The organism is Paraburkholderia sp. BCC1884, assembly GCF_900996225.1.
Taxonomy (GTDB): Bacteria; Pseudomonadota; Gammaproteobacteria; order Burkholderiales; family Burkholderiaceae; genus Paraburkholderia.
In genome coordinates this window covers 57606-76673 of record NZ_CAAJGL010000145.1, presented here as the reverse complement: position 1 = coordinate 76673, position 19068 = coordinate 57606, and the positions used below count along the sequence as shown (strand labels likewise).

19 protein-coding genes are annotated in these 19068 nt (G+C 62.3%); 9 read left to right on the top strand and 10 right to left on the bottom strand.

All coding sequences use genetic code 11. The annotated features are described in order from the left end of the window. The first annotated feature begins 134 nt into the window (after positions 1 to 134). Positions 135 to 839, top strand: a complete 705-nt coding sequence (locus FQ705_RS31325; protein ID WP_144148462.1) for a PIG-L family deacetylase — start codon at positions 135 to 137, stop codon at positions 837 to 839. An 89-nt stretch (positions 840 to 928) separates the two neighbouring features. Continuing rightward, positions 929 to 1081, top strand: coding sequence for a hypothetical protein (locus FQ705_RS34270; RefSeq protein ID WP_186308092.1), 153 nt, complete (start codon positions 929 to 931; stop codon positions 1079 to 1081). 51 nt (positions 1082 to 1132) lie between these two features. On the opposite strand, the gene FQ705_RS31320 is transcribed toward FQ705_RS34270, so the two are convergent. The 3 genes from FQ705_RS31320 to aepX are packed head-to-tail and all read right to left on the bottom strand — an operon-like array spanning position 1133 to position 5102. After that, positions 1133 to 2200 (bottom strand): 2-aminoethylphosphonate aminotransferase, encoded by a 1068-nt coding sequence (locus FQ705_RS31320; protein WP_144148460.1) that lies wholly within the window; start codon positions 2198 to 2200, stop codon positions 1133 to 1135. A 20-nt stretch (positions 2201 to 2220) separates the two neighbouring features. Next, positions 2221 to 3384, bottom strand: a complete 1164-nt coding sequence (aepY, locus tag FQ705_RS31315; protein WP_144148458.1) for a phosphonopyruvate decarboxylase — start codon at positions 3382 to 3384, stop codon at positions 2221 to 2223. Beyond that, on the bottom strand, positions 3381 to 5102 hold the full coding sequence (aepX, locus tag FQ705_RS31310) for a phosphoenolpyruvate mutase (protein ID WP_144148456.1): 1722 nt from the start codon (positions 5100 to 5102) through the stop codon (positions 3381 to 3383). Before aepX ends, aepY begins: the two co-directional genes overlap by 4 nt. A gap of 614 nt (positions 5103 to 5716) precedes the next feature. Between aepX and FQ705_RS31305 the strand changes: the two genes are divergently transcribed. Together FQ705_RS31305 and FQ705_RS31300 are read left to right on the top strand one after the other, a co-directional pair. Next, the gene (locus FQ705_RS31305) at positions 5717 to 7258 is read left to right on the top strand and encodes a methyl-accepting chemotaxis protein (protein WP_144148454.1); all 1542 of its coding nucleotides are present in this window, start codon (positions 5717 to 5719) and stop codon (positions 7256 to 7258) included. 354 nt (positions 7259 to 7612) lie between these two features. Continuing rightward, positions 7613 to 9358, top strand: a complete 1746-nt coding sequence (locus tag FQ705_RS31300; protein WP_144148452.1) for a peptidoglycan D,D-transpeptidase FtsI family protein — start codon at positions 7613 to 7615, stop codon at positions 9356 to 9358. A 67-nt stretch (positions 9359 to 9425) separates the two neighbouring features. On the opposite strand, the gene FQ705_RS31295 is transcribed toward FQ705_RS31300, so the two are convergent. Continuing rightward, on the bottom strand, positions 9426 to 10541 hold the full coding sequence (locus FQ705_RS31295) for a sensor domain-containing diguanylate cyclase (RefSeq protein ID WP_144148450.1): 1116 nt from the start codon (positions 10539 to 10541) through the stop codon (positions 9426 to 9428). Positions 10542 to 10831: 290 nt separating this feature from the next. On the opposite strand from FQ705_RS31295, the gene FQ705_RS31290 reads away from it, so the two are divergent. The 3 genes from FQ705_RS31290 to FQ705_RS31285 all read left to right on the top strand — a co-directional run bounded on the left by FQ705_RS31290 (position 10832) and on the right by FQ705_RS31285 (position 11692). Beyond that, on the top strand, positions 10832 to 11086 hold the full coding sequence (locus FQ705_RS31290; RefSeq protein ID WP_144148448.1) for a DUF2866 domain-containing protein: 255 nt from the start codon (positions 10832 to 10834) through the stop codon (positions 11084 to 11086). Between the two features lie 49 nt (positions 11087 to 11135). Further along, the gene (locus tag FQ705_RS34720) at positions 11136 to 11258 is read left to right on the top strand and encodes a hypothetical protein (RefSeq protein WP_260854676.1); all 123 of its coding nucleotides are present in this window, start codon (positions 11136 to 11138) and stop codon (positions 11256 to 11258) included. A gap of 65 nt (positions 11259 to 11323) precedes the next feature. Then, positions 11324 to 11692 carry a hypothetical protein gene (locus FQ705_RS31285; RefSeq protein WP_144148446.1) on the top strand — a complete coding sequence of 123 codons (369 nt, stop codon included), beginning with the start codon at positions 11324 to 11326 and terminating at the stop codon, positions 11690 to 11692. A 25-nt stretch (positions 11693 to 11717) separates the two neighbouring features. Here FQ705_RS31285 and FQ705_RS31280 read toward each other — a convergent pair whose 3' ends face one another. Next, entirely contained in the window at positions 11718 to 12362 is a 645-nt protein-coding gene (locus FQ705_RS31280; RefSeq protein WP_144148444.1) for a LysE family translocator, read from the bottom strand. 204 nt (positions 12363 to 12566) lie between these two features. Between FQ705_RS31280 and FQ705_RS31275 the strand changes: the two genes are divergently transcribed. Next, positions 12567 to 13151 (top strand): IMPACT family protein, encoded by a 585-nt coding sequence (locus FQ705_RS31275; protein ID WP_144148442.1) that lies wholly within the window; start codon positions 12567 to 12569, stop codon positions 13149 to 13151. A gap of 340 nt (positions 13152 to 13491) precedes the next feature. After that, entirely contained in the window at positions 13492 to 14055 is a 564-nt protein-coding gene (locus tag FQ705_RS31270; RefSeq protein ID WP_260854675.1) for a hypothetical protein, read from the top strand. On the opposite strand, the gene FQ705_RS31265 is transcribed toward FQ705_RS31270, so the two are convergent. The 5 genes from FQ705_RS31265 to FQ705_RS31245 are packed head-to-tail and all read right to left on the bottom strand — an operon-like array spanning position 14039 to position 19066. Continuing rightward, on the bottom strand, positions 14039 to 14821 hold the full coding sequence (locus tag FQ705_RS31265) for a heparin lyase I family protein (RefSeq protein WP_144148440.1): 783 nt from the start codon (positions 14819 to 14821) through the stop codon (positions 14039 to 14041). The two genes, FQ705_RS31270 and FQ705_RS31265, sit on opposite strands and share 17 nt — an antisense overlap. After that, positions 14811 to 15575: a WecB/TagA/CpsF family glycosyltransferase gene (locus FQ705_RS31260; RefSeq protein WP_144148438.1), complete on the bottom strand. Its 765-nt coding sequence runs from the start codon at positions 15573 to 15575 to the stop codon at positions 14811 to 14813. The genes FQ705_RS31265 and FQ705_RS31260 overlap by 11 nt, the downstream gene beginning before the upstream one ends. After that, the gene (locus tag FQ705_RS31255; protein ID WP_144148436.1) at positions 15562 to 16542 is read right to left on the bottom strand and encodes a glycosyltransferase; all 981 of its coding nucleotides are present in this window, start codon (positions 16540 to 16542) and stop codon (positions 15562 to 15564) included. Before FQ705_RS31255 ends, FQ705_RS31260 begins: the two co-directional genes overlap by 14 nt. Continuing rightward, the gene (locus FQ705_RS31250) at positions 16539 to 17798 is read right to left on the bottom strand and encodes a hypothetical protein (protein WP_144148434.1); all 1260 of its coding nucleotides are present in this window, start codon (positions 17796 to 17798) and stop codon (positions 16539 to 16541) included. The genes FQ705_RS31255 and FQ705_RS31250 overlap by 4 nt, the downstream gene beginning before the upstream one ends. Continuing rightward, positions 17795 to 19066, bottom strand: coding sequence for a hypothetical protein (locus tag FQ705_RS31245; RefSeq protein ID WP_144148432.1), 1272 nt, complete (start codon positions 19064 to 19066; stop codon positions 17795 to 17797). Before FQ705_RS31245 ends, FQ705_RS31250 begins: the two co-directional genes overlap by 4 nt. Positions 19067 to 19068 lie beyond the last annotated feature (2 nt).

Here is a 19068-nt window from a genome sequence, read left to right as displayed (position 1 = left end):
GCACACCCCTTGCGCGCTCCTCACCCGTCGCGCACATCAACCCGATTCCGCCTAAGCTGATGTGACGCCCCTTTCCCGCGCCACGCGTCCATCGCGAGTCCAGCCGGGCGCGCCTCGACACCACCACCCGCCCCATGAGCGAAACCAGCCCACGTCTTTTCATCGTCTCACCCCATTTCGACGACGCCGTCTTCAGTTGCGGCGCCCTGCTCGCCGCCCATCCCGACGCCGCCGTCTGCACGGTCTTCGCCGCGCCGCCCGAGCAGAAAATGCGTACCGAATGGGATGAAAAGTCAGGTTTCGCCGACGCCCATCAGGCCATCCACGAACGCACGCTCGAAGACAACCGCGCGCTCGAAGTGCTCGACGCGATTCCGCTACGCATGCCGTTTCGCGACAGCCAGTACGCGGATTCCCCGTCCATCAGCAAAATGGCGGCAGCGCTCGAAGAAACCATTTATCGCACCACCGCGAACACGCTGTTGATGCCGCTCGGCCTGTATCACGACGATCACGTGCGGGTCTTCGAAGCCTGCTGCGAAATCCTGCCAAGGCTGTCGCATCTGGAGTGGTTCGGTTACGAGGAGGCGATTCACCGGCGCACGCCCGGCGTCGTGCAGGCGCGGCTCGCCGACCTGGCCCAGCGCGGCATCGTGGCGACGCCGGCGCAGCCGAGCGCGGCCCACACGATCGACACCCAGCGCCGGACGCAGTTGAAACGCGAGGCGGTCAACGCGTACGAGAGCCAGTTGCGCGCTTTCGGCGCCGGAAATTACGACGATGTCTTCGCCACCGAACGATATTGGCAGCTGAGCGTAGGGCGTCGCAGGAAAAAGTAAGGAGCGCGGCGCGCCGGAAACGCCTACGCTTGAAAAAACGGCCGGCGTTTCAGCGGCCGGCCATTCTTTTTATCCACCAGGCAGATGCCATGAGCTACGACATGCACACCAGTCCGATTCCCGACCCCAATGCCGATCCGACCCGCGACCCGGAAGAAGCGCCATGGGTTCCGCCTTCGCCGGGTCATCACACCGAGGAGCCGCAGCAGCCGGACGGGCCGCCGGACAAAGACCCCGTGTGAATCCGCGTGAATGCCAGCGGCCGCGCGCGGCCGCTGGCAGGAATCAGCGCATCAGCGTGTCAGTTCGGCAAAGCCTTGCAACAGGCGGTCGATGTCGGCGGCGTGGAGGTTGCCCATCGTCGAAATGCGGAACAACTCCGCCGACAAACCGCCTTGGCCCGCGTAAATGACGAAGCCGCGCGCCTTGAGCGCGTCGTGCAATTGCGGATACGCGATGCCGTCCGGCAAGCGATACGCACGCAACACCACCGACGACTCTTCCACCGGCAACACGCTGCCGATACCCCGCTCGGCCAGACCCGCCCTTGCCTGCTCCGCAAGCGCCGCATAGCGCGCGTGGCGCGCGCGCCAGCCGCCTTCGTCGGCGAGTTCACGCAGTGCTTCGACGAGCGCGTAGTACGCATGCACCGATGGCGTGAACGGCGTGTTGCGCTGATCCTGCAGGCGCGCGAGTCGCCCGAGGTCCAGGTAGTACGTGCGGCTTGCCGCCTGAGCGAGCGCGGCACGCCGCACCAGCACGAACGACGCACCCGGCACGCCATGCAGACACTTGTTCGCCGTGGCGGCAACCGCATCGAGGCTCGTATCCGCGAAATCGATCGCTTCCGCGCCGAAGCTGCTGACGCCATCCACGAGAAGACGCAACCCACGCGCACGGCACAATGCGCCCAGTGCCGTCAGATCGTTCAGACGCCCCGTCGTGGTTTCGTGATGAATCACGGCGACGTGCGTAAAAGCCTTGTCCGCGTCGAGCCGTTCGGCGATCTTCGCGAGATCCGGGGCCTGCATCCAGTCGTGCTTCAGCGATTCATGCGCGATGCCGTACTGCGTGGCAATCTGCGAAATACGTTCGCCATACACGCCGTTTTCCACCACGAGCAGCTTGCCGTTTTGCGGCACCAGCGCAGCGGTCATACTTTCCACGGCTGCCGTGCCGGAGCCGGTCATCAGCACCGCTTGCCATTCGCCGGCATCGAGGCCGTACAGATCGACCAGACGCGTGCGCGCCTCTTCCTGCAAGTCGAAAAACTCGCTTTCGCGGTGGCACAGATCCGTCTGCAACAGGCTGTTGCGGACGCGTTCGGTGAGCGTCACCGGGCCAGGATTGAGCAATAACATGGCGCTCCTTGAGTTCGACTTTAAGCAGCGCCGATGTGGCGCATCAGGCGCGTCTTCACATCGGGCGGCGCGATGGTGGGACGCGGCAAGCCGTCGGGCGTGCCACGGCGGATCGCGAGGCGCACGAAACGCGGACCGTCGAGCGGCGCGCTCGCAAACAGGTCGTCGATCACGCTCACGTCGTCGCTTTCGAGCGCGCATGCGTAACCGCACGCCGCCGCCACACCCGCGAACGAGACTTGCGACGACACCGTCGCCTGGCCGCCGGTGGAATCGTGCGCACCGTTGTCGAGCAGCACGTGGGTGAGATTCGACGGGCCGTAAGCGCCGAGCGTCGCGAACGCGCCCATACGCATCAGCGCCGCGCCGTCGCCGTCGACTGCGACGACCTGCAGGTCAGGACGCGACAGCGCAAGACCCAACGCAAACGGCGTCACGCAACCCATCGAGCCGACCATGTACAACTGGTTCGCACGGTCGTCGATGGCGTAGAGTTCACGCCCGCAAAAACCGGTCGACGCAAGCACCACCGTCGAGTCGAGCGGCGTGTGCGCGATCACTTTCTGCAAGGCGTCGTGACGCGAAGCGAGTTCGTTCGCCGCCACCTTGCCGAACTGCGATTGCGGCTGCGCCGGCACGCGGCGCGCACCGGCGCCGCTGTCCTTCAACTCGTACGGCGCCACGCTGCCCTTCTGCATCACGAGCGCGTACGGGCGGCCAGTTTCATCCATATACGCGGTGGCACGATCCAGCGCCGGGCCGATGGCATCGGCTTCGGTCGGGAAGGTCTCCCAGGGGATTTCCATCGTGTCGAGCATGGCGGGCGTCACCGGACCCATCAGCGCGTGCTGCGGTTCGTCGGCGACGCCGGGCTGGCCGCGCCACGTGACGATCAGCAATTGCGGCAGACGAAAGGTCCACGTGAGCGAGGTCAACGGGCTCACCGCATTGCCGAGGCCGGAGTTCTGCATCATCGTGATGCCGCGCCGGCCGTTCTGCGCGCCGAGCGTCACACCCGCGATCAAGGCGACCGCGTCGCCTTCGTTCGCCGCCGACACGTAATGCAGCGATTCGTCCTGCAACACGTAGTTGATGAACGGCGTCAGATACGAGCACGGCACGCCTGCATACCAGTCGAAGCCGCGCTCGCGCGCCGCCTCGACGAACTGTGCCGCCTCGATCATTGCGCCGCTCCGCTGGCTGCGTCCGTCGCCGCACCGCCGGCTGCCGCGAACGGCGCTTGCGCATGCGCGAAGTCGCCCGCACGGCGGAAATCTTCGAGGTCGTTCACACCACGCCAGTGGCCGTGGATGTATTGCACTTCGATCGACTCACCCGCTTCGATCAGCGCGTTCAGCAGCGCGGGCATATCGAGCGAGCCGAAATCCGGACGCGTCTGCAATTGCGCCAGCACCGCTTGCAAACGCTCACGGCCTGCGCCACGCACGTTCAGCAAACCGACCCAGCGGCCGTGCGGCGTTTGCGAAGCGATAGCCGACGACGCGTCCTGGCCACTCGACACGTGACGCAGCGTGACCTTGTTGCCGAACAGCCCCCGGTCGTCACCCGCTGAGCACCACGCGAAATCGCGCACGCTGGCGTTTTCCGTATCGGTCAGCGACGAATCCACCACCACGCTGAACGCCGCTTCGCTTTCCACCAGATCGCGCAGGATGTAGCTGCGGAACAGCAGATCGCCGTACGAGACGATCGTGTCGCCGGCGAGCTTGTCCACCGCGCAGGCGAGCGACGCGAGTTCGCCCGTTTGCGCATGCTGTTCGTTGACGACGAGCTTGATGCCGGCCGTGTCGATCGCATCGGCGCGATAACCGCCGACCACGGTGATGTCGTTGACGCCCTGCTTCTTGAACGCGTCGACGAGCCAGCGCAACAGCGGCTTGCCGGCGATCGGCAGCATCACTTTCGGACGGTCTTCGGTGACGGCTTCGAGGCCCTTGCCGCGGCTCGCGGCGAGCACGACCGCGGAACCGGCCGCGCGGCCGCTCGACAGATAGCGGTCTTCGGCTTCCGAATATTCGTCGGCGTCCTGCAAACGGAAAATTTCGTTGACGGCGGCGATGCTGTCTTCGACGTTGACGAGCGTCTCGCTCGAATGGATTTCCTTGGCGACGGCCTGCATGGCCGAGGTCGCCGCGCGGATCAGATGGTTGGCCCAGATCACCGTGCTGATGCCGGCTTCGCGGAACACTTCGGTCGGCGTGCTGTAGTACTTGGTCGGCACGATCACGAGCGGACCGCGGCCGGCCCATTCGCGCGCGAATTCGAGAATTTCGTCGGGGCGCGAGAGCTTGCTGTGAATCAGGATCGCGTCCGCACCGGCCTGGCGATAGGCTTCCGCGCGACGCAGTGCTTCGTCCATGCCCCAGCCGGCGATCAGCGCTTCGACGCGCGCCACGATCGAGAAGTTTTCATCCGACTGCGAGTCTTTACCCGCTTTGATCTTGCCGCAGAACTCGTCCATATCGGCGAGCGGTTGCGCTTCGCCGTTGATGAAGCTGTTGGTCTTCGGGAACTGCTTGTCTTCGATACACACGCCGGCGATGCCGCGCTGTTCGAGTTTCTTCACGAGACGGCGCACGTTGTTGAAGTTGCCGTAGCCGGTGTCGCCGTCGAGCAGGATCGGCAGATCGCTCGCGTCGGCCATGAACTCGAGGTTATCGACCACCTGGGTCCAGCTGGCTTCGTTGTTGTCGCGCACGCCGAACTGCGCCGAGATCGCGAGGCCCGAGCCCCAGATGGCCTTGAAGCCGGCTTCGCGCACGATCCGGGCGGACAGGCCGTTGTGGGCCTCCATCATGAATTCGAGTTCGTTGCTGACGAGCATCTGGCGCAGGCGCGCGCTGCGGGAGGCGGGGACGAAAGCGGGTTCGCGGGCGTTCATATTCTTTACTCCTGATAGCGGGCTTATTGGTGCTCTTTTCTGCCCGACTGGCGACTGGAAAATGGCGACTATAGCGGAATTTTTATTAAGTCGTCATTTTTCGGCCATAGGCCGGGCCGGCTTGCGATTAAGTGCAAAAATGTGTCGTTTTTTGCATTTCCGCAACGCCTCGGCCGATTTGCAGTTAATTGGCAATTTGTGGAATATTGACGCAAACCTATGCCAGCCAAGGGTCGACACACCGTGTTGCCCGCCATTCCGTCTGTCGGCACCGGCTCTTATTACCTTTTTATCCCGCCGGGTTAAGTCCGCTAACCGTTCAATTTATTAATGTCCATGCGCGTTTATCAGAGCGCACGATTTATTTTAAAAGCCACGCGGCACGGAAAAATACGATAAATCATCAGCTAATAAAAACCAGTAAAACGGTTACTGACGGAGCGTTGAAAATACCGCATTAATCGGACGAATAAAATCGTACAACAGCGGGTTTCCCCTGCCCTGCGCCCTGCACGTCAGCCCGCCGTAAACACAGTCAGCAACGAGCGACTCGCCACAAGCGACCAAGCGATCCACCCCTGACCGACCACCTGCGTAAGCGAAAACCCCTTGCTATGACTCTGAATAAAAAACTGGCCTCGATGATCGCCGTCCTCTGGATCGGCCTGATCCTGATTGGCGGCTTCGGCACATGGCAAACCCGTGCTTCGATGATCTCCGATCGTCGCGATCAATTAACCGCGCTGGTCGACCAGGGCAATCACGTCGCGGCCCACTACTACGCAATGGCCCAGCAGCACATCATCACGGAAGACGAAGCGAAGAAGCAGGCGCTCGCCACCCTCGCCGCGATGCGCTACGGCAAGGACGGCTATATCTCGATCAACGATTCGCAGCCGGTCATGCTGATGCATCCGTTCAAGCCGGAGATGGTCGGCAAGAACCTCGCGCAATTCACCGATCCGGCCGGCAATCATCTGTTCGTCGACATCGTCAACGCGGGCAATCACGACGGCGGCGGCTTCGTCGACTATCTGTGGGCCAAGCCGGGCAGCGACAAACCGGTCGCCAAGACCAGCTTCTCGATGCACTTCGTGCCGTGGGACTGGTACATCGTCACCGGCATGTACATGGACGACGTGCAAAACGCGTTCTACGCCAACCTGTTGCGCTGGCTCGCGATCACCTTCACGCTCGGCGCGATTGCCACCGTCGTCATGCTGCTGGTGTTGCGCAGCATCCGCCGCTCGCTCGGGGGCGATCTCGAAGTGGCCGTCGAACACGCTCAGTTGATGGCGCAGGGCAACCTCGCCACGCGCGTGCCGGTGCAGATGAACAGCGACGGCAGTCTGCTGCACGCCCTGCAGACCATGCAGGCCGGTCTCGTCGACACGGTCTCGCGCGTGCGTCTGGGTACGGAGAACATCAATATCGGCGCAACCGAAATCGCCGCCGGCAACACGGATCTCTCGCAGCGCACCGAGGAACAGGCGGCCGCGCTGGTCGAAACCGCGTCGAGCATGGATCAGATGACGGTCAACGTGAAGCAGAACGCGGACAGCGCACAGCAGGCCGCGCAACTCGCGGGGCAAGCCGCGGATGTCGCCACGCGCGGCAGCCGCGTGGTCGACGACGTGGTGCGCACCATGGGCGAGATCACCACCAGTTCGCGGCAGATCGGCGACATCATCGGCGTGATCGACGGCATCGCTTTCCAGACCAATATCCTCGCGCTCAACGCCGCCGTTGAAGCGGCGCGTGCCGGTGAACAGGGTCGCGGTTTCGCGGTGGTCGCAGCCGAAGTGCGCAGCCTCGCGCAGCGCTCGGCGACGGCCGCCAAGGAAATCAAGGCGCTGATCGAAACCTCGACCGGCACCGTCGAAGCCGGCGCGTCGCTGGTCGCGAACGCGGGCTCGACGATGGGCGAGATCGTACACTCGGTGCGTCGCGTGAATGAAATTCTCGAGGAGATCAGCAATGCGTCGCGTGAACAGAGCGCGGGCATCGAGCAGGTGAATCGCGCGGTCGGCGAAATGGATCAGGTCACGCAGCAGAATGCCGCGCTGGTCGAGCAGGCTGCGGCCGCGGCGCATTCGCTGAAGGATCAGGTGAGCGTGCTGCGCGAAGCGATTTCGAGCTTCGCACTGCCGGCCTGAAGCGGGGTGCGAGGCCTGCCCCGCACTAACCCGCACTAATCGACAAACAAAAAAGCGCACACGGGCATCAGGGAGCAAGCGCACAAAAAAAGAAGGCGCTCGACAGGCGGAGAGCGCCTCTTCAACACGCCGCGTCGGAGTCGACGCTTCAATCGAACGAGCGAGCCGCACGGATTTTTAAGTCCGTGCGGTTTTTTTTGTCTTTTTCCTCAGCGCCTGGGCGCACTTTGCCCAAGCCACTTATCACACTCCCCTTGCGCGGATCTCGCATCCAGATTACGTTCTTATTACAATCGCGGCAGCCTGCCTGTTTCGGCGGCGCCAAATAATCGAGCAGGACCTTATCCGCACTCAATGATCCAGAAAAAGAAATCCCAATCGCACGACCCCTACGCACCCGTCGCGAAGAACCAGCTATTGACCGCGCGTCTGCCGATGTGGCGTTCGAAATTCATCGTCCTGATCGTGTTCGCCGCGTTTGCGTCGCTCGCGGCGCGCGCGTTCTGGGTGCAGGTCGTGAACCAGGATTTCTACGTCGACCAGGGGCAAAAACGTTATCAGCGCATTCTCGAACTCGATGCGATGCGCGGACGGATCGTCGATCGCAATGGTTCGATGCTCGCCGTGAGTCTCGCCACCTATGAAATCTGGGCCTCGCCGAAGCTCATCGACGAAGCGGCGGCGCCGCCGCTTGCAAAACTGCTCGACCTGCCGCTCGCGGAATTGCGCAAGCGTCTGAACGGCGACAAGACCTTTGTTCTGCTCAAGCGTCAGGTCGATGCGGACACCGCCGCGCATCTGTCGAAACTCGGGCTAGCCGGCATCACGCAGATCGCCGATTCGAAGCGCTTTTATCCCGAAGGCGAATCGGCCGCGCACGTGGTCGGCTTCACGGATATCGAAGACAACGGTCAGGAAGGCGTCGAACTGGCGGCCAACGACCAGTTGCTGGGCGTGCCTGGCCAGCGCGAAGTAATCCGTGATCGTCTGGGCCGGGTGGTGTCCGAGACGCGGCCGCTCGTGCCCGCACAGAACGGCGACACGATTCATCTCACGATCGACCGGCGCATCCAGCAACTCGCCTATGCCCAGTTGAAGCAGGCGATCGCCACCCATCACGCCGAAGCCGGCAGCGTGGTCGTGCTCGATGCGCGTAACGGCGAGATTCTGGCGCTGGCCAACTATCCGAGCTTCGACCCGAACGATCGCACCCGTCTGACCGGGCGGCAGTTGCGCAATCGCGCGGTGGTCGACACGTTCGAGCCGGGCTCGACCATCAAGCCGGTGGTCGTCGCGCTGTCGATCGACGAGGGCAAGGTGCGGCCGCAAAGCATCATCGATACTGCGCCGGGCTGGTACAGGATCGGGCCGGCGGTGATTCACGACACCTCGAATCATGGCGCGATGACCGTCGCCGAAGCGGTGCAGAAGTCGAGCAATATCGCGCTCGCCAAGCTCGCACTGAATCTGCCGGCCGAGACGATCTGGAACAAGTACCAGGAATACGGACTCGGCTTGCGGCCCGAGTTGACCTTTCCGGGCGTGGCGTCCGGCAAGGTGCGTCCGTACAAACGCTGGCGGCCGATCGAACAGGCGACCATGGCCTATGGCTACGGGCTGTCCGCGTCACTGCTGCAGATCGCGCAGGTGTACACCGCTTACGCCGGCGACGGCACGATGCATCGCGTGAGCCTGTTGCATCACAACGTGGGCACGGACGCGGGCGCCGCTGCGCAAACTACAAACACCGGCCGCGCAGTCACCACGCCGGCCACCGCGCGGGCGATCCGCAACATGCTGGAGATGGCCACCGGCACGGGCGGCACGGGCCGCGCGGCGACGGTGCCCGGCTACCGCATCGGCGGCAAGACGGGCACGGCGCGCAAACAGATCGGCGCGGCCTATGCGAAGAACCGCTATCGCGCGCTCTTTGTCGGCATGGCACCGATGAGCGATCCACGGCTGATCGTCGCCGTGATGATCGACGACCCGGCGGGCAAGGCTTTTTATGGCGGGACGGTGGCTGGCCCGGTGTTCAGCGGCGTGACGGGCGGCGCATTGCAACTGCTGGGCGTGCCGCCGGATGCGCCCGAAACCTGAACGCAACAGGCGCGATGCCAACACGATTTGAGCTGGACAGAAAAGCGGCGGCTTGCGCCTTCACACTTCAGCGCGACGCGTGATCGTCGTCTGCCGGCACCAATGCCTCGATGCGATTGCGGCCGTTGCGTTTGGCCAGATACATCGCCCGATCGGCTTCTTCAATGATCGCGTGACACAGCGCCGCGGCGTCGGAGGGTGCGCCGGTCATCGTGCGCGCCGCCACGCCGATCGACACCGTCAAGGCGATACGCTCGCCGTGATCGTCCTGCAAAGCCAGCCGTTCGACCGCCAGTCGCACGCGCTCGGCGACAGTGAGCGCATCGGCGCGATCGCCCTGGAGCAGCGCGGCGAACTCCTCGCCGCCATAACGCGCCACCGTATCGCCCAGCCGCACCTGTTGCCGCACGCAGGCCGCCACGGCCGCCAATGCACGGTCGCCGGTCTGATGGCCGTAGGTATCGTTGATGCGCTTGAAGCTGTCGATATCGATGAACAGACACGCCACCGGCACGCCATAGCGAACCGCGCGCATGAGTTCTTCGCGCAGGCGCTCGTCGAAATAGCGGCGATTGGCGAGCCCCGTCAGCGAATCGGTCATGCCGAGTTGCTTGAGTCGCTCGCGATGCGCAACGTTGTCGAGACTCGCGGTCACGATGCTTGCAAAGCGCTCCAGAATATCCGTGCCCATGCCTTCGCCGAAACGCTCGGGGTCGTCACTGGTCAGGCAGAGGTAGCCGCTGACCGTGTCGCCCGCGGCGAGCGGTAACAGGATCGCGCTCGCCGGCATCCCGCTCTTGCCGAAGAATGCGCGGTGCGCAGGCTCATTCAGTTCAATCGGACGACCGAGCCACGGCCGGCCCGCTTCGCACAGGCCTTGCGCGGCGAGGCCACCTTCGCGCGAGGTCTTCAGACCCGGTTGGTCGAGCGCGTCCAGCGCATCGGGCTCGAGCAGTTCGAGCAGCATGGGTGCGCGGTCGTCGAGCCAAAGCGTCACGCCCGTCAGCGAAAACTCTTTCGGCAGATGGCGGAACAGCGTGTCGAGAAACGACGCGAAATCCTGCGCGCCGATCAGACGCAGTTCGACGTTCTGGAAGCGCCGCAGCGTGCGCTCGTTGTGTTGAACCGTGTCGACAAGCGAGCGAAGGCGGGCGGAAAGCGGCGTTTGAGCGAGATTCGTCACGTTATCAGGATGCGGGCCCGAAGGCTGAGCGGGGTTGGCAGCCCCAACTGCTGAAATAACGGCAGATTTTGCGAGGTCTTGAGGGTTGGATCGTCACGCGGGTGCATGCGGTCAATCGCAGCGGCATCGCGGCGCTTTGATGCGCTCTTAAGTCTGGCTTAATTCTTTGCTGTAACTATGGCTGCACAACATCCCCTGTTGAGCCGCCAGAACATCGGCGGCGCTTTTTTCCCGGGATGTCGTCGACGCGCAGAAGATGGGCTGCAGGCCCGCGAAGAAGGAGTCACACCATGGTTGAAGACACGGTATTCGAGCATTTGCGCGCCATGCCCGGCAACGAATGGGTCCGTCAGATCCACTCATGCAAGGTCTCCGATCCGCTACAGCCTCCTTGGGGGCGCTCGTATCGGCTGGTCGAATGGACCATGAAACACACTCCCGAATCGAGCCGCCGCGTCGTACCCGCCGAGAGCACGCCGCTCGAAATCGCTCAGGCCGTGGTGTCGCACGTGCCGGGCCGCCGATTCTGTCAGCACGACGAATAGTCGCTCGCGGCCTTGCAATGCTTAACAGTCACATGAGACGGTGGTGCCTATGATGAGCACTCCAATCGCTCCATTTGACGATGCCGCCATGACCTATCCCTACGACATGCTCACCGCTGCGTGCCTCTTCATCATCGTCGTGTCCACCACGATCATGCTCGCGCTGAACTGAGTCAGGCGGGTCCGTAAAAAGTCGGGCTATACTGTATATACATACAGTATTTTTCCGTCTGAGCAATGCGTCTTCCACCCTTCGACCCACCCACACTCGCCGATCTGCGCGCCTGGTGGCGCACGCGCGATGAACAGGCCGTGCAGCGGCTCATCCTCGAAATCCAGCGCCAGCGGCTCACCTTGCTGGAATTGCGCCTGCTCATCGATAGCGGCGTTCAGCAGGCGCGCGCGGTCGACCGTACGCTGGTCGACCGGGGCGAGCCATTGATGACGCTACGCATCCGGATCGCGCAGGAGGTGCTGCGCGTGGGTGACATCGACGATACGCGGCAGATGAGCCGCGCCCAGCAGGAGCGGCTTGCCGTGCGTACCGAAGGGCAGATGGAATATGCGCGCGAAGGCCGTCTGCGACGGCAGCGCCGTAACATCTGAGCGGCCGTGCTCTTGCACGGATCGATCAGCGCGTTTGCGTGGCCACCCGCAGACCAAGCGAAATGAACAGCACGCCGATGATCTTGTTCTGCCAGCGCGTAAGCCAGGTCATACGCTTCACCAGTTTGCCCAACGGCCGAATGGTCAACACGATCAGCGTCGTGTAGAGCGCGCTCATGCCGACGAAAATGAGTCCGAGTGTAGTGAACTGCAGGAACGTCGAACCGTGTTCGGGACGCACGAACTGCGGCAAAAACGCGAGAAAGAACAGGGCGGTCTTGGGGTTCAATACTTCGGCGGGAATCGCCTGAAAGAACGCTTTCGAGGGCGAGACGGAGACCGTCGCCGCTGCGGGCGTGGTCGCCGCGCTTTGCGCGTTCGCCGGCTTTTCGCGTAACGCGCGTACGCCGAGATAGATCAGATAGGCCGCGCCGACGAATTTCACCGCATTGAAGGCCAACGCCGAAGTCATCAGCAGCGCGGAGAGACCGACCGAAGCCCCCAGCGTGTGAATGAAATCGCCCACAGCGATGCCGAGTCCCGTGAGAATGCCCGCCTTGCGTCCGCCATGCACCGTGCGTGTGAGCACGAGCAGCACCGCGGGACCCGGAATCAGAAAGAGCCCGAGTACCACCGCAACGAAAGTTCCTAACGTGGAAAGGTCAAGCATGTCGTCTCCTGAGTGACGCGCGGCATTTCGACAGCAGCACGCGTTTCGTTGGAGATTGTAGTCGAATGCATGATTTCGATCCTCGCACGGTGTCGTGCCGGCACGCTTCGCGCGAAGCATACCCGCCGTCGCGCCGACGATCCGTTACCATGACGGCCACCGACTGCATGCACCCGGAACCTCTCCTCCACTCCATTTTTCGCCTTGCCCACCTATACCTTGCCCGCGGCGTTGAGCGCGGAACTCGAGATTCGCAAGAGCCGCTTTATCGGCTACGCGATACCGGTCGCGGACCGCGACGCCGCGATGGACGAACTGCGTCGTCTGCGCAGCGAACATCCCGCTGCCACCCATGTATGCTGGGCGCTGCTCGCGGGCGGCCAGTCCGGCATGTCCGACGACGGCGAACCGTCCGGCACCGCCGGGCGGCCGATTCTCGAAGTGCTGCGGCATCACGATCTGGACGGCGTGCTGGCTGCGGTCGTGCGCTATTACGGCGGTGTGAAACTCGGCGCGGGCGGCCTCGTACGCGCTTATACGGATGCGATCGCTTCGGCGCTGCTGGATGCACCGCGCGTCGAGCGGATCGCTCAGGTTTCGTTCACCGTCGAGGTGAGCTATGCGGACGAAGCGAAAGTGCGCCGCTGGATCGAAGCCGAAGGCTATACGCTGGTCGAGAGCGCCTACGCGATGCTGGTGAAAATGACGATCCGTCTGCCCATCAATGCACTCGACGAAGCCCAGCGAGCGCTAGTGGATATGACGCAAGGCAAGGCCGGCTTTTTTTAGGTCACGTAAGACGGTTGTTAGACGATTATTGTCGTGAGATAACCACGACGGCGTCGCCTCGACACGCCTGCGTCGAAACGCGTAGCAGCAAACCTCTAATCCCCGCTTGTCCGGCGGAAAGCCCGTTCGCTATGATGAACGGCCCTCCTGCCCTGCACACGAGCGTGTGGCTCAATCTGGCCGGGCGAATGCGCCGACCCGGCACACTGTTACCATGTTGCTCTCCACCGGGATGATTCAATCTAAAAGGGTAACTCCTCTGACTTCAAACGCCGCTTGTTCCAGCCTAGCGTCGGAGTCGCCGCGACAGAGCCAGAGTCCGCCGCGGCCGTCCCGCCCAATGCGCTTGCCATCGCGATCCGCCCTGTTCAAAGGCTGCGGCGTGGTGGCGTTGCCGCTGATGTTGTCGGCCTGTTCGTGGTCGTGGTTTGGACTCAACAGCGCGGCGCGCACGACGGCGCATCCCACCGGCTGGCTCAACGTCGCCCCGACGCACGACTTCGCTTACATGCCCGCTCGCAGCGGACGCGTTTCGCCGAATCGCATCGAAAACACGGCCATGACCGGCATCGTGCTCAAAAACGATATCAACGAATCCGTGCGCAACGGCGTGGCGAACAGCTTGCGGCTCGCCGGTTTTCACATGGACGAAAGCCGGCGCACGCTCAGCGGCAGCATCGAGGCCTTCACCGTGGACGACGCGCGCACGCCCGCTCACTGGACGCTCAAGATGCGCTACGTGGTGACCGATCCCACCACGCAGACTGTCGTGTACACGACGACGAAGACGGTCAGGCACAAGTGCCCGAAGTTCACCAGCAACACCATCGCGATCGAAGACACGGTCAAGATGAGTGTGGATGCGTTGATCGACGATCCCGGTTTCGTCAAGGCAGTGAATTAGGCACCTGCTCCGCAATCTCAACGTCGCCGTAGTACATCGTGCGTTCGTCGACATCCGACGGCCTCGTCTGCCACCACCATTTGTAGATGCCGATCTTCAGGTAAGCGTTCTGGTCGCCGGGATAAGCATTCGGGCGGCCCATGCTGTGCACGACTCGCACGCCGTCCTTGTAGAGGTCCGTCAAGGCGCGAGTGCCCTGATCGTCGGGGCGATAGTGCAGGCGCCACGTGACTACCCTGCCGGCGTCGGCCGCGGGTGTGCCGAACGTGTATGACTGGCTCGGCGTTCCCGCACCGCCTCTCACGTCGACCTGGTAATGTCCGCCCGACAGCATGAGCGCAAACGGCGGAGACCCTGTGAAGCCGCTCTGATGCAGTTGGGTAATGATCTCCGGCTGCTGCGAATCGAGTCGATACGCCGGCGGAATCATGGTCGACCACCGTACCTCGTAATCCTTGCCCACCGCGAAATGAGCGTCTCGCGCAAAGACGACTTCGGCACGCGGCGTGCCATTCGCCACGTGAGTGAAATCGTCAGCGCGACGCATCGTCGCCTTCAGCGCGACGCCGTGGAATTGCGGCATCGCGACCGTCGCGATGGCATCCGGCCGCGGAGCCTGGATCGTCAGGCGAGGATCGATACCGGCGTGCCACGCGCTGCGATACAGGATCGTGTAGTGACCGCCATCCTGCCGCGCGAGCGATGAGTTGCTGCATGCCGTGACGGCGAGCAGCGTACACGCAAGCCACGCCAATTTATTTGCCATGGCCGCTCGCTGCTCCGCGTAGTGTCAGCGCAATCCGTGCCTTGATCAGCATGAGCGCAAACCGGCTGTTCGTGACGAAATACCGCTTCCACATGCGGCGCGGTTCCTGCATGACACGATAGGCCCATTCGAGGCCGCTGCGCTGCATCCAGCGCGGCGCGCGGCGCACCTTGCCTGCGACAACATCGAACGTGCCGCCCACGCCCATGACGAAATCGACACCGAGTTGATCCTTCCAGCGGTTGATGAAGGTTTCCTTTTTCGGCGAGGTGATCGCCACGAACAATAGACGCGCCCCTGAGCGGCGGATCATCTCCACGACCGCTTCTTCATCGTCCCAGAAGTAGCCGTGATGATGCCCGGCCACCTGCAGCGCGGGATAGCGCGTGGTCACCACGGCGGCCACGCGGGCGACGACGGCATCCGTCGCTCCGAGCAGGAACACCGGCAGCGAGCGTTGCGCGGCCATCCGCAGCAGATGATCGAACAGATCGACCCCAGCCACGCGTTCGCTCACCGGCACGCCCAGCAGCCGCGCGCCCCACACCACGCCCATGCCGTCGATATTGACGATGTCGCACGCGCGCACGGAGGCGGCAAGTTCCGCGTCGGCCTGCATGTAAATGAGCTTCGCCACGTTGACGACGACGTGCTGCGTAAACTGCTTTCGTTCGATCCGCGCGGCGATCCAGTCGACCGTCTCGTTCATCGTCGCAATGTCCATCGGACAGGAAAAGAGCTCAATGCGTTTCATGGCGTCTTTTGTTATGAGTAAGCGATTCATATAAGCGGCTGATTTGCTGGGCCACTTCGGTGGAGAAATAGCCAAGTGATTTCAAGCGGGTTCTTCCGTTCGAGCGCGCCGCTCGCGTCAATACATCCGCGGCGGCGAACGCGAGTGCCGCTGCATCGCGTCCTTCGACGACGGCGCTATGCGAGACGCCCTGAAGCAATTGCCTGACATCGCCCACGTCGACCGACACGACCGGCAGATTGACTGCCATGGCTTCCTTGACCGACTGCGGCGAACCTTCTCTTTCGGACGTCATGACCAGACAATCGGCCTGCAGGAGAAGATCGCGCACGGCTTCGCGATCGAGGCCGTCGATGTGTCGCTCTTCCATCTCGAACCCTGAGGTGTCGGACAGACGGGCGATAACCGATTTGAACAAGGGGTAGTCTTTCTCGGGCCTTGTCGGCGACGATGGAAAGACCACGACCTTTCGGCCCATTTTTTTCATGTACTCGTTGCCGGGTTCTACAAACAGCGATTCGTTTACCGCGCAAGGAATGGTCACGCAGCGCCTTGAACCACGGCTCACCTTTGCGGATATCTCATCGCTCACTCCAATACATGCGTGGGAAAACCTCGCGGCAGCGAGCGATATCGCTCTCATCCAGCTTCGCCCCATGACATCGGAACCGTGGAAAGTCACGACCACTTTTGCATTCGAAAATAGTCGCACTAGCGGCGCGGAACACGCACTCAGACCAAAGTGATAGTGAACGACGTCGTAGGCCTTGTGTCTCCCTAGCCGCACGACCTGCACGAGCGATTTCAGATAAGCGAGCCGGCCCCGAAAAGCTTCGATTACGAGTACGTCGATTGCGTCGCCGTAAATCACGCGCAACGCTTCGACCTGCTCCGTCACGAAGACGCCTTGAGACGGTTGAGCGGAGTTATGCCCCGCGTACATGTTCGTTACGATGAGAATCTTCATGCGTTCGCCCTTGCTGAATGTGAAGTACGGTTCAGTTCTGACACGAGCGGTTTGTTACGCATCGAAAAGACCTGCATCATCAGCAACGCCGAAAAAACATAAGAAGGCGATACGAAAGCCATCGAGAAAATGTTGTCGAAGCAGAACGCCGCGACAATGAGAATCCAGGGCATATTGCTTCGCCGATTCTGTCCATAACGCAACACGAAGCAAAGCCATATGAGTGCGCCCAGCAATCCGGTCTCGACAAAGAGATGCGGGTAGAACGTGTCGGTTGTTTTCAACAGGTCGCCGAGCCCGTACCAGTTGAAGTGATAAGCACCATAAAGCGGCGAGCCGTATTTGACCGATGCCGGACCACCGAACGACCCCAGTCCTTCGCCCAGGAAGTTGCCCTTGGCCAGCGACTCGACCATCACACGGTAGGATTCCGCCCGCGCGGAATTCCCTTCGACGATGTAAAACGAAATCTTGGCGGCGGCCACGCTGAACAACGAGTCCAGATAGCCATTGGCAATGATCCAGACACCGATGCCGACCGCCACGCCCGCCATCGCCCAGACCCGTGGACTCACCCTCCTCGCGATCAGCGGATAAATCGCCAGGGTCGCGAACATCTTGAACGAAAAGCCAAGCAGGGCGAATAGAACGAACAGCCATGACATGGCCAACGATCGCTTCGTCGGTCTGTACTGTCGACACAGCACGAACGCACAGAAGTTGATGAAGCTGAACTCCGAGAAAAACCCCATCCATCCCTGGGCGCGCAGGAACAGGCCCGAGTCGATACGAATCGGCAGAAGTAGCGGCATTCCCGCCAGATATGCGAGGTAGAAATAGCACTGAAACAGGTCGTTGCTGATCACGACCAGAAAAAACATATTGAGCACGGCATCGAGCCGGTCACGATAAGCAAAAAGCGCAATCGTAATCACGATGGGAAACAGGAACCGCAGAAACTCTTCCGTCCCGGCATCCGCGTTGAATGCGCGTACATGGCCGATCCAAAGCAGGAACAATAGCGGCGCGACGAGTACGATCAAACGATGGAATCTCGGTCTGATAAAAATCGCCAACGACAGGAGACCAAACGCGACAATCTTGACGATTTGCGACCGTTCGTCCTCCAGCGTCAACATCGTGTCACTCATGCAGAAGAACAGATAAGCTGCCGCGACGGCCCACGCCCCAATTGAAGAGAGTGTCAGCGTCCGGCGCTCCGCCACGCCCGGCACGGCCCCGCGTGCGGCGCTCATTGCGACGCTCGCTGTGTGGTGGTCGCCGAGTGCGCGTCGGCGAGCTCCGCTTGAGCACCTGGGCTCGCGTAAAGGCGATGAACATCCGCCGCCTTGGCGCACACGAGCCAGTTCCTGAAACCCGCCACCGCAATCGCAGCGAGAAGAACGAGCATGAATCCCACCGGGCCGCCATACCAGACGCACGGCGCGCAGACCAGCGCGAAGGCCCCGGTGGCGGCCACGTTGATCTTCGCCGTGTCGGCACCTTTCTCGAATGCCATCATCACACTGCTTCCGACGATGCCCATCATCCCGACCGCGCACTGAATCGCGAGCAGCAGTCCGGCGGCCATGACGGCCGCGCGCTCGTTGCCGCCGCGCACATGCCAAAGCGTCAAGCCGACAACCAGCGCGACGTTGACCATCAGCACCACGCCGTTCGACCAGTTGATGCTCCGACGCATGTCGCGCAACGTGTCATCGAGTTGCCTCCCCGCTTTCCTGCGCTTCGCCAGTTCCGGCAGTTGCGCCATGGAAATCGCACGAGGCAGCAGCATGCCGACCGCGGTCACCGAGGCCAGCAAGGAGAGCATGCCGGCGAATGACGCGCCGCACATGAATGTCGCGAGTGGCACGAACACGAGCGAAATGCCGCCGGACAGGAAGTTCGTCAAACCGAATTGCAGGCCTTTCACGTCGAACGTTTTGAGCGATGCACCACGCGACGGCATGCCGATTGTCGTGAGCATCCCTGCCGCCGTGATGCCAAACGCCGACGCCAACGCGCACGACGGCGACAGGCCATGACGTTGGCACAGCCACAACAACCACCCCGAACTCGCCATCAGCGCCATGTCGAACGCGACGGCCGTTCGGTAGCGCCGTTGTGCGACGAAGTAATGCCGTGCGACCTGATAGGCCGTCCATCCCAAAAGCAACGGGATGAGGCCCCAGGCATCGAAGCGGATCAGCCCGGACAGCGCGAGCGCGATGCTCGCCGATGTGACGGCAAGCGTAGTCACGAGCGCCATCCCTGCGAGCGGATAAAACGTGTCGACTGCCGTGCGCCTGTCGAGCGCGCCTGGCAGACGCACCATAATCAGCGTAGCCCAGCCAATCGCCGTAAAAAAACCCGCCATCTGCGCGATCGACAGATTCGACGCGACATGCCCCAATTCGGCGAGCGAGTAGATATGCTGCACGGCGAAGAAAGTCACCACGCGATACAGACCAGGCGAACCGGTGCACACCAGCGCCTCGAACCGTTTGATAAGACGGCTACGCATGA

Excerpts from the sequence above, each read along its gene's own strand:
- FQ705_RS31270 (WP_260854675.1), top strand. The coding sequence starts at position 13,492 with ATGCGCTTGCCATCGCGATCCGCCCTGTTCAAAGGCTGCGGCGTGGTG.
- FQ705_RS31280 (WP_144148444.1), bottom strand. The coding sequence starts at position 12,362 with ATGCTTGACCTTTCCACGTTAGGAACTTTCGTTGCGGTGGTACTCGGG.
- FQ705_RS31305 (WP_144148454.1), top strand. The coding sequence starts at position 5,717 with ATGACTCTGAATAAAAAACTGGCCTCGATGATCGCCGTCCTCTGGATC.
- FQ705_RS31255 (WP_144148436.1), bottom strand. The coding sequence starts at position 16,542 with ATGAAGATTCTCATCGTAACGAACATGTACGCGGGGCATAACTCCGCT.
- FQ705_RS31245 (WP_144148432.1), bottom strand. The coding sequence starts at position 19,066 with ATGCGTAGCCGTCTTATCAAACGGTTCGAGGCGCTGGTGTGCACCGGT.
- FQ705_RS31285 (WP_144148446.1), top strand. The coding sequence starts at position 11,324 with ATGCGTCTTCCACCCTTCGACCCACCCACACTCGCCGATCTGCGCGCC.
- FQ705_RS31300 (WP_144148452.1), top strand. The coding sequence starts at position 7,613 with ATGATCCAGAAAAAGAAATCCCAATCGCACGACCCCTACGCACCCGTC.
- FQ705_RS31265 (WP_144148440.1), bottom strand. The coding sequence starts at position 14,821 with ATGGCAAATAAATTGGCGTGGCTTGCGTGTACGCTGCTCGCCGTCACG.
- FQ705_RS31260 (WP_144148438.1), bottom strand. The coding sequence starts at position 15,575 with ATGAAACGCATTGAGCTCTTTTCCTGTCCGATGGACATTGCGACGATG.
- FQ705_RS34720 (WP_260854676.1), top strand. The coding sequence starts at position 11,136 with ATGATGAGCACTCCAATCGCTCCATTTGACGATGCCGCCATGACCTAT.
- FQ705_RS31325 (WP_144148462.1), top strand. The coding sequence starts at position 135 with ATGAGCGAAACCAGCCCACGTCTTTTCATCGTCTCACCCCATTTCGAC.
- aepX (WP_144148456.1), bottom strand. The coding sequence starts at position 5,102 with ATGAACGCCCGCGAACCCGCTTTCGTCCCCGCCTCCCGCAGCGCGCGC.
- FQ705_RS31250 (WP_144148434.1), bottom strand. The coding sequence starts at position 17,798 with ATGAGCGCCGCACGCGGGGCCGTGCCGGGCGTGGCGGAGCGCCGGACG.
- FQ705_RS31320 (WP_144148460.1), bottom strand. The coding sequence starts at position 2,200 with ATGTTATTGCTCAATCCTGGCCCGGTGACGCTCACCGAACGCGTCCGC.
- aepY (WP_144148458.1), bottom strand. The coding sequence starts at position 3,384 with ATGATCGAGGCGGCACAGTTCGTCGAGGCGGCGCGCGAGCGCGGCTTC.
- FQ705_RS34270 (WP_186308092.1), top strand. The coding sequence starts at position 929 with ATGAGCTACGACATGCACACCAGTCCGATTCCCGACCCCAATGCCGAT.
- FQ705_RS31290 (WP_144148448.1), top strand. The coding sequence starts at position 10,832 with ATGGTTGAAGACACGGTATTCGAGCATTTGCGCGCCATGCCCGGCAAC.